Annotated in this window: 12 protein-coding genes; 5 read left to right on the forward strand and 7 right to left on the reverse strand. The window is 68.7% G+C overall.

All coding sequences use genetic code 11. The features are described from left to right. Nucleotides 1-45 precede the first annotated feature (45 nt). The 4 genes from LXE91_RS01840 to LXE91_RS01855 all read right to left on the reverse strand — a co-directional run bounded on the left by LXE91_RS01840 (nucleotide 46) and on the right by LXE91_RS01855 (nucleotide 4,606). Nucleotides 46-1,371 (reverse strand): ABC transporter substrate-binding protein, encoded by a 1,326-nt coding sequence (locus tag LXE91_RS01840; protein WP_039368393.1) that lies wholly within the window; start codon nucleotides 1,369-1,371, stop codon nucleotides 46-48. Nucleotides 1,372-1,430: 59 nt separating this feature from the next. Further along, nucleotides 1,431-2,789, reverse strand: a complete 1,359-nt coding sequence (locus LXE91_RS01845; protein ID WP_039368396.1) for a D-tagatose-bisphosphate aldolase, class II, non-catalytic subunit — start codon at nucleotides 2,787-2,789, stop codon at nucleotides 1,431-1,433. Then, nucleotides 2,777-3,733 (reverse strand): sugar kinase, encoded by a 957-nt coding sequence (locus LXE91_RS01850; protein WP_039368400.1) that lies wholly within the window; start codon nucleotides 3,731-3,733, stop codon nucleotides 2,777-2,779. Before LXE91_RS01850 ends, LXE91_RS01845 begins: the two co-directional genes overlap by 13 nt. Nucleotides 3,734-3,829: 96 nt before the next feature. Further along, nucleotides 3,830-4,606, reverse strand: coding sequence for an L-iditol 2-dehydrogenase (locus tag LXE91_RS01855; protein WP_039368403.1), 777 nt, complete (start codon nucleotides 4,604-4,606; stop codon nucleotides 3,830-3,832). Between the two features lie 329 nt (nucleotides 4,607-4,935). Between LXE91_RS01855 and LXE91_RS01860 the strand changes: the two genes are divergently transcribed. Genes LXE91_RS01860 through LXE91_RS01875 form a run of 4 tightly spaced genes read left to right on the forward strand, consistent with a single transcriptional unit; the run spans nucleotide 4,936 to nucleotide 8,039 of the window. After that, nucleotides 4,936-5,397: a Fur family transcriptional regulator gene (locus LXE91_RS01860; RefSeq protein WP_011353040.1), complete on the forward strand. Its 462-nt coding sequence runs from the start codon at nucleotides 4,936-4,938 to the stop codon at nucleotides 5,395-5,397. 46 nt (nucleotides 5,398-5,443) lie between these two features. After that, nucleotides 5,444-6,358 carry a metal ABC transporter solute-binding protein, Zn/Mn family gene (locus LXE91_RS01865; protein WP_039368406.1) on the forward strand — a complete coding sequence of 305 codons (915 nt, stop codon included), beginning with the start codon at nucleotides 5,444-5,446 and terminating at the stop codon, nucleotides 6,356-6,358. A gap of 15 nt (nucleotides 6,359-6,373) precedes the next feature. After that, complete coding sequence (locus tag LXE91_RS01870; protein WP_039368409.1) at nucleotides 6,374-7,264, forward strand: ABC transporter ATP-binding protein; 891 nt, start codon at nucleotides 6,374-6,376, stop codon at nucleotides 7,262-7,264. Further along, nucleotides 7,257-8,039, forward strand: a complete 783-nt coding sequence (locus LXE91_RS01875) for a metal ABC transporter permease (RefSeq protein ID WP_039368411.1) — start codon at nucleotides 7,257-7,259, stop codon at nucleotides 8,037-8,039. The genes LXE91_RS01870 and LXE91_RS01875 overlap by 8 nt, the downstream gene beginning before the upstream one ends. A gap of 125 nt (nucleotides 8,040-8,164) precedes the next feature. Here the strand turns inward: LXE91_RS01875 and fghA are convergent, their stop codons facing one another. The 3 genes from fghA to LXE91_RS01890 form a co-directional block, all read right to left on the reverse strand. Continuing rightward, the gene (gene fghA / locus LXE91_RS01880; RefSeq protein WP_039368413.1) at nucleotides 8,165-9,013 is read right to left on the reverse strand and encodes an S-formylglutathione hydrolase; all 849 of its coding nucleotides are present in this window, start codon (nucleotides 9,011-9,013) and stop codon (nucleotides 8,165-8,167) included. A gap of 16 nt (nucleotides 9,014-9,029) precedes the next feature. Further along, entirely contained in the window at nucleotides 9,030-10,136 is a 1,107-nt protein-coding gene (locus LXE91_RS01885) for an S-(hydroxymethyl)glutathione dehydrogenase/class III alcohol dehydrogenase (protein ID WP_039368415.1), read from the reverse strand. A 275-nt stretch (nucleotides 10,137-10,411) separates the two neighbouring features. Continuing rightward, complete coding sequence (locus LXE91_RS01890) at nucleotides 10,412-11,863, reverse strand: xylulokinase (RefSeq protein WP_039368419.1); 1,452 nt, start codon at nucleotides 11,861-11,863, stop codon at nucleotides 10,412-10,414. A 439-nt stretch (nucleotides 11,864-12,302) separates the two neighbouring features. Between LXE91_RS01890 and LXE91_RS01895 the strand changes: the two genes are divergently transcribed. After that, nucleotides 12,303-13,679 carry a nucleobase:cation symporter-2 family protein gene (locus LXE91_RS01895; RefSeq protein ID WP_039368422.1) on the forward strand — a complete coding sequence of 459 codons (1,377 nt, stop codon included), beginning with the start codon at nucleotides 12,303-12,305 and terminating at the stop codon, nucleotides 13,677-13,679. The last annotated feature ends 336 nt before the right edge of the window (nucleotides 13,680-14,015 follow it).

The raw sequence follows: 14,015 nt of genomic DNA on the forward strand, positions 1-14,015 counted from the left end.
TTCGACGACGCGCACCGTGCGCCACCGCGCACGGTGCGCACCGCGCTACTTCCTGTAGCCGGCCTGCCGCACCGCGCGGTCGGCGGCGGCCTGCCCGGCGGCGAGCGCCTGGTCGACCGTCATCTGGCCCGCCACCGCACCGGCGATCGACTGGCCGACCACCGTGCCGAACGACTGGAATTCAGGAATCCCGACGTACTGCACGCCCGTGTACGGCACCTTCTTCAGCGACGGATCGTTCGGATCGGCCGTCTCGATCGCCTTCAGCACGAAGTCCGAGAACGGCGCGGCAGCCTTGTACTCGGCGCGCTGATAGGTCGACGTGCGCGTGCCCGGCGGCACCGACGCCCAGCCTTCGTCCTTGCCGACCATCTCGATGTACTGCTTCGACGTCGCCCACGCGATGAACTTGCGTGCGGCGTCCTGCTGCTTCGACGTCTTCGGTACGGCCAGCGCCCACGCCCACAGCCAGTGCGAGCCCTTCGGCGTGGCGGCGACCGGCGCGGCCGCGAAGCCGATCCTGTCGGCCACCTGCGACTGCTGCTTGTTGTAGAGCATGCCGGCCGCAACCGTCGCGTCGATCCACATCGCGCACTTGCCGGACGCGGTCAGCGTCAGGTTCTCGTTGAAGCCGTTCGAACTCGCTCCCGGCGGCCCGTTCTTCTTCAGCAGGTTCACGTAGAAATTGATCGCCTTCTTCCACTCGGGCGACGTCAACTGCGCGTTCCAGTTCTCGTCGAACCAGCGCCCGCCGAACGTGTTCACGACCGTCGACACGTACGCCATGTTCTCGCCCCACCCGGCCTTGCCGCGCAGGCAGATCCCGTAGGTGCCCTTCGCCTTGTCGGTGAGCTTGTCCGCGAATTCGGCGATCTGGTCGTAGGTCGGCTGGTCGGGCATCTTCAGCCCCTTCGCCGCGAACAGGTCCTTGCGGTAGAACGTCATCGAGCTTTCGACGTAGAACGGCAGCGCGTACAGCTGGCCGTTGTACGACAGGCTGTCACGCGCCGTCTTCACGATGTCGTTCAGGTCGTAGTCGGCGGGCAGGCCCGTCATCGGCGCGAGCCAGCCGCGCTTGCCCCACTGCGGCGTCTCGTAGGTGCCGATCGCCATCACGTCGAACTGGCCGCTGCCGGTCGTGATGTCGGTCGTCGCGCGCTGGCGCAGCACGTTCTCCTCGAGGATCACCCAGTTCAGCTTGATGTCCGGGTTCGCCTTCTCGAAGGCCGGCGACAGCTTCTTCAGCTCGATCATGTCGGGATTGTTCAGCGTCGCGATCGTCAGCGTGCCGGCGGACGCGGCGCAGGCCGCCGTCGCGAGCGCGGCTCCGGCGAAACAGCGGGCGGCGGCGTCGAGCATCTTTCGTTGCATGGCATGTCTCCTGTGTTTGTTCGAGTGTGTCGTCGGTACTGCGTTTCCTTCGCGGCCCGTCATGCCGGCCGCTGCATTCCGCACGCGCGCGCATAGTGCGCGATCACGTCGCGTATCCGGTGGCGCACCCAGGCGCGCGGCTCTTTCGCAAGGCCGCCCGCGCGGCATGCCGCGTACACGTCCGGCAACCACTGCGCGACGAGCGTTTCCGGCACCGGCTGCCGCGCGAGGTTGTCGAACAGTTGCTCGACCGCGGCCGCGACGGCCGGCTGCAGCCAGTAGTAGCGGATCCGGTCGCTGTAGCTGAACTGGCGCGCGAGCCGCTGTTCGGTTTCGTCGCCGCGGTAGTACGGCGCCCAGTGCTCGGGCTGCGCGCGCATCGCGGCGTCGACGACGTCGCGCAACCGCGAGCGCTGTGCGACGTCGGCGATCAGCGCGTCCTCGATGAAGGTCAGCGCGAACAGCGCCTCGCGCAGCGCGAACGTCAGCGCCGGGCCGACCTTCAGCACCGCGAAGTGGTCGCGCACGAGCGCGGCGAGTGCGCCCTCGGTCTGGTAGTCGGTCGAATGCGCTTCGAACACGAGGCGCGGTGTCTGCAGGATACTCGCGCCGAGCGACGCGGCCTTCGCACTGTCGTAGTCAAGCACGTGGCGATCGTCGAAGTCGACACCCGGCTGCGCGACGATCGCGACGACGCGTGCCCACGCCTCGTCGAGCCCGGCCGCCGCGAACGCATGACGGTGCGCATCGAGCGTCGCCGCGATGCTGTCGCTGCGCGTGACCGCGATCCGCGCGATCGCTGCATCGCCAGCGTCGCCGTTGCCGCTGACTTCGCCGCCCGGCGTCGGCACCTCGGTACCGATCACGTAGACGGGCGCAATGCCGGCACGCGCTGCCGCGTCTTCCGCCGCGCGACACAGCTCGGCCGCGCGCGCGGCGATCGTGCGATCGTCGAGCCGCACCGGATCGTCCGCGCACGCCATGCTCGCATCGAGGTGGATCTTTTCGAAGCCGGCTTCGACGTAGGCCGCGACCATCGCGGCCGCTTCACGCATCGCGTCAGCCGCGCGGCGATGCCGCCACGGGTTCGGGCCGAGATGGTCGCCGCCGAGCACGAGCGCCGACGGTGCGAGCCCGCAGCGCTGCGCGATCGCGTCGACGTCGCGGCGGAAATCGGCGGGCGTCATGCCCGTGTAGCCGCCGAGATGGTTCACCTGGTTGCAGGTCGCCTCGATCAGCAGCGGCGAGCCGTCCGCGCGTGCCGCTTCGCACGCGGCCTCCAGCACGAGCCGGTGCGCGCTGCAGACCGAATAGATGCCGCGCTGCGCGTCCGCGCGGTTCGCATCGAAGATCATCCGCAGCACGGTGTCCGCATGCGCGGTGCGCGTGCGTTCGGCAACGGTCGTCAGGCCGGACATGCGATACCTCGTTCGGTCAGGAAACGGTCGATCTCGGCCGCGCCGCTATTGCCTTCCATCGGGCCGCGCCGCGTGACCGCGATCGCCCCGGCCGCGTTCGCGCGGCGCAGTGCGACGTCGATCGGCACGCCCGCGACGAGGCTCGCGACCAGCGTGCCGCCGAAACAGTCGCCGGCGCCGGTCGGATCGACTTCGTCAACCTGGAACGCTGCCGCTTCCGCGCGGTTCGCGCGATCGAACGCGACGCTGCCTTGCGCACCGCGCTTCAACACGACACGCTCGAGCAGCGGGTGCGTCGCAAGCAGGCCCGCGATCGCGCGCTCGGCCGGCTGCGGCCCGCAGAAGAACGGCAGGTCGGCTTCGCTCGGCAGGAACAGGTGGCACGCGGCGAGCATCTCGTCGAGTGCCGCGCGCATCGGGCGAAAGCTCAGCATCTCGGGCCGCACGTTCGGATCGAACGACACCTTCGCGCCGGCGCGCGCGGCCTCGATCACGCCGCGCTGCACGGCCGCGATCGCCGATTCGCTCGTCAGCGACGAGCCCATCACGTGGAAGTAGCGGCAGCCGTCGAACATCGCGGTGTCGACGTCGGACGCATCGACGCACGCGGCTGCACTGGTGGACAGCGTGAACACGAAGCTGCGCGAGCCGTCGTCGCGATACGCGACGAACGCGGTGCCGGTCGGGCGCGCGACGCGACGGATGCGCGCGACGTCAACGCCGTCGCGTTCGAGCCGCGCGACGATCGCGTCGCCGAACGCGTCACGGCCCACGCAGCCCGCATACGCGACGCGCGCGCCGAGCCGCGCGGCCTGGTCGGCGAAGATCGCCGGCGCGCCGCTCGGGAACGGCCCTTCGAACAGGCCCGGCGTATCGAAACCCTGGCCGCGCTCGGCGGCGACGAATTCGGCGAGCAGTTCGCCGGCAACGACGATCTCGGCCATCAGGCTTGCCCTCCTCGTTCGACGGCGGCCGCGACGTACAGTGACGCGGCTGCATCGCTGGCCGGCCGGCAGGTGGCGCGTGCGAGCGGCATCACTTCAGCTCATCCAGTTGCCGCCGTCGACGTTCAGCGTCTGGGCGGTGATGTAGTCGGCGTCGGACGACGCGAGGAACAGCGCGGCGCCCGTCAGGTCGCCCGGCACGCCCATGCGGCCGAGCGGCACGGCTTCGCCGACGAGCCGCTTCTTTTCACCCAGCGGCCGGTTCTCGTAGCGCGCGAACAGCGCATCGACCTGCTCCCACATCGGCGTGTCGACGACGCCCGGCGCGATGCCGTTCACGTTGATCCGGTGCGGCGCGAGCGCGAGCGCGGCCGACTGCGTATAGCTGATCACCGCGGCCTTGGTCGCGCAGTAGTGCGAAACGAGTGCCTCGCCACGACGCCCGGCCTGCGACGACATGTTGACGATCTTGCCGCCGCGCCCCTGCTCGACCATCCGCTGCGCGACGGCCTGCATCAAGAAGAACAGCCCTTTCACGTTGACCGCGAACAGCCGGTCGAACACGTCCCACGATTCTTCGAGGATCGGGCGCATGTCGAACAGCGCCGCGTTGTTGAACAGGATGTCGACGCCGCCGAAGCGCTCGACCGCCGTGGTGACGATGCGCTCGATGTCGTCGCGGCGCGTGACGTCCGCGGTGACGGCCACCGCGCGGCCGGGGTTCGCCTCGATGAGCCGCGCAAGCGAGCCGCCCGCCGGCTTCAGGTCGACGAGCACGCAGCGTGCGCCCTCGTCCAGATAGCGTTGTGCGACCGCCTCGCCGATGCCGCTTGCGGCGCCCGTCAGGATCGCGACCTTGTCTTCCAGTCTCACTGGCTGTCTCCGGTTCGTTCTGCTTGTCGACGGCTGCGAGGTGAGCGAACGCTCGCTAACCGATCAATTGCTCTGTTGGTGATCGAATGATCGGATACGCGATTCGCGCTGTCAAGGCGACGTGACGGCTTTCTATGACGCGCTGCGGCACAACGGCGCAGCGTAACGACCCGCCGTGCACGCCCGGCAAGGCGCGGCGCACACGGTGCGGCGCGGTCGGATCGACGATGAAGGGGACGGAGCGAGGACGGAAACGGGATTTCGCGCTGCACGGCGCGGCGATACGTTATATCATCGCCATACTTTGTTTCATCGCCCTGCTTCACGCCATGGCTACCTCATCGTCCATTGACGCCCGGCTGTCCCGGGCCGACGCATTCGCCGCCGAGCACGGGCTCGCGTGGACGCCGCTGCGCCGCCAGGTCTACGAACGCGTGCTGGCCGCGCAGCGGCCGATCGGCGCGTACGACCTGCTCGCCGAGCTCGAGCCGCAGCGTGGCCGCGTGCCGCCCACGACCGTCTACCGCGCGCTGGATTTCCTCGTCGAGCACGGCTTCATCCACCGGATCGAATCGAAGAACGCGTTCTTCGCGTGCTGCGAGATCGGCGTGCCGCACGAAGGCCAGTTCCTGATCTGCGACTCGTGCGGCGATACCGTCGAGATTCCCGGCGGCGATCTCGCGAAGCAGTTGTCCGCGAGCGAGCCCGCGCACGGTTTCGAAGTCCACCACCAGGTCGTCGAGCTGAGCGGCCTGTGCGGGCACTGCAAGCACAAGCCCGTGCAACGCTGACGCGTTTCGTGCGGCGCACGCGCCGCCCCTTCCAACGAGGAGTCCCATGTCCAATGCCCTGAAGCGCACGCCGCGGCGTGCCTTGTCGCCTGTCCGCTGGCTCGCCGCCGCCGTTGCCGCCCTGTCGCTCGCGGCGCCCGCGTTCGCACAGGCCGCGACCGTCAACGTCGTGGCCGCCGAGAATTTCTACGGCGACGTCGCGTCGCAAATCGGCGGCAGCCACGTCGCGGTGACGAGCATTCTCAGCAATCCGGACCAGGACCCGCACCTGTTCGAAGCGAGCCCGAAGACCGCCCGCGCGCTCCAGCACGCACAGGTCGTGATCTACAACGGCGCCAACTACGATCCGTGGATGAGCAAGCTGCTGGGCGCGTCGAAGCAGGCGAAGCGCGCAACGATCGTCGTCGCCGATCTGGTCGGCAAGAAGGCCGGCGACAACCCGCACCTGTGGTACGACCCGGCGACGATGCCGGCCGCCGCGCGCGCGATCGCGGCCGAGCTCGGCCGCGCCGACCCGGCGAACAAGGCCGAATACGACGCGAACCTGCAGAAGTTCGTGGCCTCGCTGAAGCCCGTCGACGACAAGGTCGCCGCGCTGCGCGCGCAGTACAAGGGCGTGCCGGTCACGGCCACCGAGCCCGTGTTCGGCTACATGTCCGACGCGATCGGCCTCGACATGCGCAACCTGCGCTTCCAGCTCGCGACGATGAACGACACCGAGGCCAGCGCGCAGGATGTCGCCGCGTTCGAGAACGACCTGCGCAAGAAGCAGGTGCGCGTGCTGATCTACAACAGCCAGGCTGAAGCACCGATGACCAAGCGCATGCTGAAGATCGCGCGCGACGGCGGCGTGCCGACCGTCAGCGTCACCGAGACGCAGCCGGCCGGCAAGACCTTCCAGCAATGGATGGCCGGCCAGCTCGACGCGCTGTCGGCCGCGCTGGCCGCCGGCAAGAAATAAACCCTCCGCAATGACATGACCGCCACTCCTCACGCACTCGCCGTCGATCGCGTCACGCTCGAACTGGGCGGACGCACGATCCTGCGCGATGTCAGCTTCTCGATCGAACCCGGCGAATTCGTCGGCGTGCTCGGGCCGAACGGCGCGGGCAAGACGACGCTGATGCGCGCGGTGCTCGGGCTCGTGCCCGTATCGTCCGGCACGCTGTCCGTGGGCGGCGTGCCGGTCGTGCGCGGCAACGCGTCGATCGGCTACATGCCGCAGATCCGCAGCGGCCTCGCGAACCGCCGGATGCGCGGCTACGACTTCGTCGCGATGGCCGCCGACGGCCACCGCTGGGGGCTGCCGCACACGAACGCGGCAACGCGCCGCGACGTCGACCGCGTGCTCGACCTCGTCGGCGGCCCGACGCTCGCGCGCCGGCCGCTGTCGGAACTGTCCGGCGGCGAGCGGCAGCGCCTGCTGCTCGCGCAATGCCTGCTCGGCAACCCGAAGCTGCTGCTGCTCGACGAGCCGCTGATCAGCCTCGACCCGAACCACCAGCGCGGCGTCGTCGAACTCGTGCGCAACGTGCAGCGCGAGCTCGGCATCACCGTGCTGTTCTCCGCGCACGAACTGAATCCGCTGCTGAACGCGCTCGACCGCGTGCTGTATCTCGGCAACGGCGTTGCCGCGCTCGGCACCGTCGACGAGGTGATCACGAAGCCGGTGCTGTCTCGGCTCTACGGTTCGCCGATCGACGTGATGCGCGTGAACGGCAAGATCTTCGTGATGTCGGGCGATGTCGAGATCGAGAAGCACGATCACGAACACGAGGACGACGACGGCCACTCGCACGGCGGGGGCGGCGGCCACGGCCATCACCACCACGGACACGCTCATCCCGGGCATTCGCACGATGTTTGAATACGACTTCATGATCAACGCCTTCGCGGCGTCGGGGATCGTCGCGGTGCTCGCGGGCATCGTCGGCTACTTCCTGGTGCTGCGCGGGCAGACCTTCGCCGGCCATGCGCTGTCGCACGTCGGCTTCACCGGCGCGACGGGCGCGGTGCTGCTCGGCATCTCGCCGATCTGGGGGATGGTCGGCTTCACGCTCGCGGCCGGCATCGGGATGGGCGCGCTCGGCGAAAAGCTCGCGGGCCGCGACGTCGCGATCGGCGTGATTCTGTCCGGCGCGCTCGGCTTCGGCCTGCTGTTCCTGCATTTCTACACGTCGTTCGCGACGCAGGTCACCGCGCTGCTGTTCGGCAACGTGCTCGCGGTGAGCCACGACACGCTCGCGGTACTCGCCGGCATCGGCGCGGTGAGCCTCGCCGCGCTCGCGCTGATCGCGCGGCCGCTGCTGTTCGCGTCGCTGCAGCCCGAACTGGCCGAAGCCAAGGGCGTGTCGCTGCGCACGGTGTCGATGCTGTTCCTCGCGGTGTGCGCGCTCGCAGTGGCCGCGGCGACGCAGATCGTCGGCGTGCTGCTGGTGTTCACGCTGCTGGTCGGGCCGGCCGCCGCCGCGCAGAACGTGACGACGCGACTGTCGACCGGCGTGCTGCTCGCCGCGCTGTTCGCATTGTTCGAAGCGTGGCTCGGCATCGTGCTCGCGTATCACACCGACTGGCCGACGAGCTTCTGGATCACCGCGCTGTCGGCGCTCGTGTACGGCGCGAGCCTGTTGCGACGCCACTGAGCGCCACCCGAAGGAAATGAAAAACGCCGGCGTGCCCGAGGGGGCAGCGCCGGCGTTTTTTCATGCGCCCGCGATCGTGCGGTGCGCGGTGTGCCGCCGTGTGCGTTACCTGCTTCCCTTCCCCCTCATCGTGCGAGAACGCGCGCGTGATGCGCGAGGTGATCGGCGATGAACGTCGAGATGAAGTAGTACCCGTGGTCGTAACCCGGATGGCGGCGCAGCGTCAGCGGCTGGCCGGCCTTCGCGCACGCGGCTTCGAACACGTCGGGGTTCAGCTGGTTCGCGAGGAACTGGTCGGCGAGGCCCTGGTCGACGAGGATGCCGTCCGCGAACTTCGGCGCATCGGCACGCGCGACGAGTTCGCTCGCGTCGTGTGCCTTCCATGCTTCACGATCGGCGCCCAGATAACCCGAGAATGCCTTCTCGCCCCACGGGCAGCGCGTCGGCGCGGCGATCGGCGCGAACGCCGACACCGACCGGTACAGGCCCGGATGGCGCAACGCGAGCGTCAGCGCGCCGTGCCCGCCCATCGAGTGCCCGACGATGCCGAGCCGCGTGCCGTCGATCGGCAGTTCGGCCGCGACGAGCGCGCGCAGCTCGCCCGTCACGTACGACTCCATCCGGTAATGCGTCGACCATGGCGCTTCGGTCGCATCGACGTAGAAGCCCGCGCCGACGCCGAAGTCCCACGCGTCGGTCTCGCCCGGCACGCCCGCGCCGCGCGGGCTCGTGTCGGGCATCACGAGCGCGATGCCGTGCTGCGCCGCGTATTGCTGCGCGCCGGCCTTGATCGCGAACGTCTCGTCGGTGCACGTGAGCCCCGCGAGATAGAACAGCGCCGGCACGCGGCCGTGCGCCGCCTGCGGCGGCAGGTACACCGAGAACTTCATCGGCAGGCCGATGGCCGCCGAATCGTGACGGTAGAAACGCTGCTCGCCGCCGTGGCACGCATGCGAGGAAACGAGTTCGAGCATCGCGGTGCGCTCCCGGTCAGTACAGCACGACCGAGCGGATCGACTCGCCGGCCTTCATCAGGTCGAAGCCTTCGTTGATCCGCTCGAGCGGCAGCGTGTGCGTGATCAGGTCGTCGATGTTGATCTTGCCTTCCATGTACCAGTCGACGATCTTCGGCACGTCGGTGCGGCCGCGCGCGCCGCCGAACGCCGAACCCTTCCACTCGCGGCCCGTGACCAGCTGGAACGGGCGCGTGCTGATTTCCTCGCCCGCTGCCGCCACGCCGATGATGAACGACTGGCCCCAGCCCTTGTGCGTGCACTCCAGCGCCTGGCGCATCAGCTTCACGTTGCCGACGCACTCTAACGAGTAGTCGGCGCCGCCGTCGGTGAGCTGCACGATGTGGTCGACCACGTTCTCGACTTCGTTCGGGTTGATGAAGTGCGTCATCCCGAACTTCTTCGCGAGCTCGACGCGCTTCGGGTTGATGTCGACGCCGATGATCTTGTCCGCGCCGACCATCTTCGCGCCCTGGATCACGTTCAGGCCGATGCCGCCGAGGCCGAACACGACGACGTTCGCGCCCGCCTCGACCTTCGCCGAGTACACGACCGCGCCGACGCCCGTCGTCACGCCGCAGCCGATGTAGCAGATCTTGTCGAACGGCGCGTCCTCGCGCACCTTCGCCACCGCGATTTCAGGCACGACGATGTAGTTCGAGAACGTCGACGTACCCATGTAGTGGAACAGCGGCTTGCCGTCGAGCGAGAAGCGCGACGTCGCGTCGGGCATCAGGCCCTTGCCCTGCGTCGCGCGGATCTTCTGGCACAGGTTGGTCTTGCGCGACAGGCAGAACTTGCACTCGCGGCATTCCGGCGTGTAGAGCGGGATCACGTGATCGCCCTTGCGCAGCGTCCCGACGCCGGGGCCGACGTCCACCACGACGCCCGCGCCTTCATGACCGAGGATCGCCGGGAAGATCCCTTCCGGATCGGCGCCCGACAGCGTGTAGTAGTCGGTGTGACAGATGCCCGTCGCCTTCACCTCGATCAGCACTTCGCCGGCGCGCGGCCCTTCGAGATCGACTTCCTCGATCGTCAGCGGCGCGCCCGCCTTCCATGCAATCGCTGCTTTCGTCTTCATCGTGTGACTCCTGTCTGTGTGTGAGGTCGGCCCGGGTCGGCGCGTCAGCGCTCATGTCGGCCGGCGTGGGTGCGCGAGCACCCATGCCGGCCTCATGCTTCGCACCGGGTTCCATGCAAAGCTGTCGAAGCCGTGCCGCGCGGCGTCGCGCACGGCACGGCAAAAGAATCTCGTGCTCGCCATGATGGCCGGTCCGGCCGCGCATCGCGTGCGGGAAACGGTCGCCGGCTTGCCACGATGCGTCATCGCTGGCGCAAAAGAACAAGTGTCCGAGTTTAAACGCCCGTCGTGAACCATGCATCCGTTCGCGCATACAGATCGATGAAGCGTGCGTGGCGCGCGGCCAACGAGCGATCGTCGCGCGGCGCGGCAACCGGCGACGCCGCCGGCGCCAGTGCGTGCAGCGCGTCTTCCCGCCAGTGCCCGATCGCGACGCCCGCGAGCAGCGCGGCGCCGCGCGTCGCGGCGTTCGGGCAGTCGATCGCGTGCAGCGACGCACCCAGCGCGTCGGCGAGCAACTGGCGCCAGCGCGGATCGACCGACCCGCCGCCCGCGAGACGCAGCATCGCGACCGGATCGCCGCGATCGGCGTCGCGGATCGCATCGAGCCCGGCGCGCAACGCGAACGCGACACCTTCGAACGCGGCGCGCATCATCGCGCCGCGCGTGTCGCCGAGCCCGAGGCCGAGCCAGCCGCCGCGCGCGTCAGGGTTCATCCACGGCGAACGCTCGCCCGTCAGGTACGGCAGGAAGCACAGGCGTTCCGACGCCGCGTGGGCGAACGCTTCGTCATACGCATCGGCCCACTGCGCATAGCCGAGCCAGCCGCGCACGGCTTCGAGCGCGAGCCCGACGTTCTGCATCGCGGCCATCGTGTAATAGCCGCCGCCGGCCGCCGCGCGATAGCGATGCAGCCCGCGTCGCGCGGGCGGCAGCGCATCCGCGAGCACGACGATCTGGCCGCCGCTGCCCGTCGTCAGCAGCGCGTCGCCGGCGGCGGCGAGCCCGCTGCCGAGCGCCGCGCATGCGGTGTCGGCTGCGCCCGTCGCCAGCGGCACGCCGGCCGGCAGGCCGAGCGCCGCGGCAGCCTGCGCGCCGAGCGTGCCGCAGCGCGCGGTCGACGGAACGACCGGCGCGAACCGGTCGGCCGGCAAGCCGAGCGCGTCGACCAATGCGAGATCCCATTCACCATCGGGTGTCGCGAGCGCAGTCGCGCACGCATCGCTCGGATCGGCCGCGACGTCGCCGCCCAGCGCGATGCGCAACCAGTCCTTCGGCTGCACGGCCCAGCGCGCGGCATGCAGCGCTTCGGGTTCGTGCGTGGCCAGCCAGCGCAACAGCGGGCCGGCCATGCCCGGCGCGACGGGATTCGGTGCGGCGGGCGAACCCGCGGCGGGCCAATCGGCCGCGTCCGCTTCGCGCACCGCGCGCGTGTCGGGCCACAGGAGCGCGGGACGCACCGGCTGCCCCGCCACGTCGATCAGCACGACGCCGTGCATCTGCCCCGAGAACCCGATCGCCGCCACCTGCGCACGCTCGTCGGCCGGCAGCCGCGCGGCCGCGCGCACGAGCGCCTGCCACCACGCGTGCGGCGCGATCTCCGCCCAGCCGGGCTGCGGCGACGACAGCGCATAAGGTTCGCTCGCGACCGCCCGCTCGACGCCATCGGCATCGAGCGTGACGAGTTTGACGGAGCCGGTGCCGAGGTCGATTCCGAGCAGGCGCATGACGTGAGGGCGAATTCGAATGAACGGATGTCGATGATAACGGGATCGCGATGCGCGCCCCGTTTTTTGCCGTCGTCGCGGCAGGCCGAACACGCAATCGCCGGCCGGGTTCCACCCGGCTGCGCCTTGCGGGCAAAAGCGGCCGTTCGCGGGTTAACCCGGCGCGATTTTCCCCAGGCACTTTTTGCCACTATGCCGCCCGCCCGATACACACCATAAAGCGGCCTATATTTGACACGGGGGCCAGCGCTATTTTGAAGGGCTATAAAACCGGGGAACCTCACTCCTGCGGCTGTTTCCCCATGATCGACACCCTGTTCCATGCCGAAATGGCATATCGAACCAGCAAAGAACGGAATAGAACCCAGCACTCTTGTTGCATGGATTCATTCCGAATAATTTCGTATCACCCCGAAAACAAGATCATGGAGTGAGACAGATGCAATCGAACACGGTCCATCCGTGCGATGAGGTGCTGCCGACCGGCAAGCTGGTAACGCTTGGCCTGCAGCACGTCCTCGTCATGTACGCCGGCGCTGTCGCCGTGCCGCTTATCGTCGGCGCCGCGCTCAAGCTGCCGAAAGACCAGATCGCGTTCCTGATCAGCGCCGATCTGTTTTCGTGCGGCATCGCCACGCTGATCCAGACGCTCGGCCTGTGGATCTTCGGGATCCGCCTGCCCGTCATCATGGGCTGCACGTTCGCGGCAGTCGGCCCGATGATCGCGATCGGCACCAACCCCGGCCTCGGCATCCTCGACATCTTCGGCTCGACCATCGCGGCCGGCATCATCGGCATCGTGCTCGCGCCGATGATCGGCAAGCTGTTGCGGTTCTTCCCGCCGGTGGTGGTCGGCACGGTGATCGCCGTGATCGGGCTGTCGCTGATGGAAGTCGGCATCAACTGGGCGGCCGGCGGCGTCGGCAATCCCGAATACGGCAGCCCGGTCTATCTCGGCCTGTCGCTGCTCGTGCTCACGCTGATCCTGCTGATCAACAAGTACGGCCGCGGCTTCGTCGCGAACATCTCGGTGCTGCTCGGCATCGTCGCCGGCTTCGCGATCGCCTTCGCGATCGGCCGCGTGAATACCGACGGCGTCGCGCACGCACCGTGGGTCGGCTTCGTGATGCCGTTCCACTTCGGCCTGCCGCACTTCGACCCGCTGTCGATCGTGACGATGGTCACGGTGATGTTCGTCACGTTCATCGAATCGACCGGCATGTTCCTCGCGGTCGGCGACATGGTCGATCGCCCGGTCAACCAGGAGCGCCTGGTTCGCGGCCTGCGCGTCGACGGCCTCGGCACGCTGATCGGCGGCATCTTCAACTCGTTCCCGCATACGTCGTTCTCGCAGAACGTCGGCCTGATCGGCGTGACGGGCGTGAAGAGCCGTTTCGTGTGCGCGACCGGCGGCGTGATCCTCGTGCTGCTCGGCCTGTTCCCGAAGATGGCGCAGGTCGTCGCATCGGTGCCGCCGTTCGTGCTCGGCGGTGCCGGCATCGTGATGTTCGGGATGGTGGCGGCGAACGGCATCAAGGTGCTGTCGAAGGTCGACTTCGTGAATAACTCGCACAACCTGTTCATCGTCGCCGTGAGCGTCGGCATGGGCCTCGTGCCGGTCGTGTCGCCGCACTTCTTCTCGAAGCTGCCGCCCGCGCTCGCCCCGATCCTGCACAGCGGCATCCTGCTGGCATCGGCGACGGCCGTGATCCTGAACATCGTGTTCAACGGCGTGAAAGGCGAAAAGGATGCGCGCTGCGAGATTCGGCGCGCGGGACACGACTTCGACGGGCGGCCCGCCGACGTGCATCACTGACACCACCGATCGCCGCGCGCCGGACGACGGCACCAAGCGGTAACGCAAAACGCCACGGCATGCCGTGGCGTTTTGTTTTGCGGGTGCGGGAAGCTGCGCGATGATCATTCGGACAACTGGGCGTTCGGACAGGCGGACAGGCGGACAGGCGGACAGGCGGACAGGCGGACGGTCGAACGGCGGAACGGCGGAACAGGCGGTCACGACACATGAAAGGGTCGCCCGCGGGCGCGGAGCGGGATGCCGGTTGGCCAACCAGGATGGCTGGTCCGGCGCAATAAGCGACGCCGGAATCCTATACGCGCATCGTCACCCCAACCGTCTTCGCGCCGCACG

The organism is Burkholderia contaminans (genome assembly GCF_029633825.1).
Classification (GTDB): Bacteria; Pseudomonadota; Gammaproteobacteria; order Burkholderiales; family Burkholderiaceae; genus Burkholderia; species Burkholderia contaminans.

Bases quoted from the DNA above. Each gene is read 5' to 3' on its own strand.
- LXE91_RS01865 (WP_039368406.1), top strand. From the start codon at position 5,444: ATGTCCAATGCCCTGAAGCGCACGCCGCGGCGTGCCTTGTCGCCTGTC.
- LXE91_RS01870 (WP_039368409.1), top strand. From the start codon at position 6,374: ATGACCGCCACTCCTCACGCACTCGCCGTCGATCGCGTCACGCTCGAA.
- LXE91_RS01850 (WP_039368400.1), bottom strand. From the start codon at position 3,733: ATGGCCGAGATCGTCGTTGCCGGCGAACTGCTCGCCGAATTCGTCGCC.
- LXE91_RS01885 (WP_039368415.1), bottom strand. From the start codon at position 10,136: ATGAAGACGAAAGCAGCGATTGCATGGAAGGCGGGCGCGCCGCTGACG.
- fghA (WP_039368413.1), bottom strand. From the start codon at position 9,013: ATGCTCGAACTCGTTTCCTCGCATGCGTGCCACGGCGGCGAGCAGCGT.
- LXE91_RS01895 (WP_039368422.1), top strand. From the start codon at position 12,303: ATGCAATCGAACACGGTCCATCCGTGCGATGAGGTGCTGCCGACCGGC.
- LXE91_RS01860 (WP_011353040.1), top strand. From the start codon at position 4,936: ATGGCTACCTCATCGTCCATTGACGCCCGGCTGTCCCGGGCCGACGCA.
- LXE91_RS01890 (WP_039368419.1), bottom strand. From the start codon at position 11,863: ATGCGCCTGCTCGGAATCGACCTCGGCACCGGCTCCGTCAAACTCGTC.
- LXE91_RS01875 (WP_039368411.1), top strand. From the start codon at position 7,257: ATGTTTGAATACGACTTCATGATCAACGCCTTCGCGGCGTCGGGGATC.
- LXE91_RS01840 (WP_039368393.1), bottom strand. From the start codon at position 1,371: ATGCAACGAAAGATGCTCGACGCCGCCGCCCGCTGTTTCGCCGGAGCC.
- LXE91_RS01845 (WP_039368396.1), bottom strand. From the start codon at position 2,789: ATGTCCGGCCTGACGACCGTTGCCGAACGCACGCGCACCGCGCATGCG.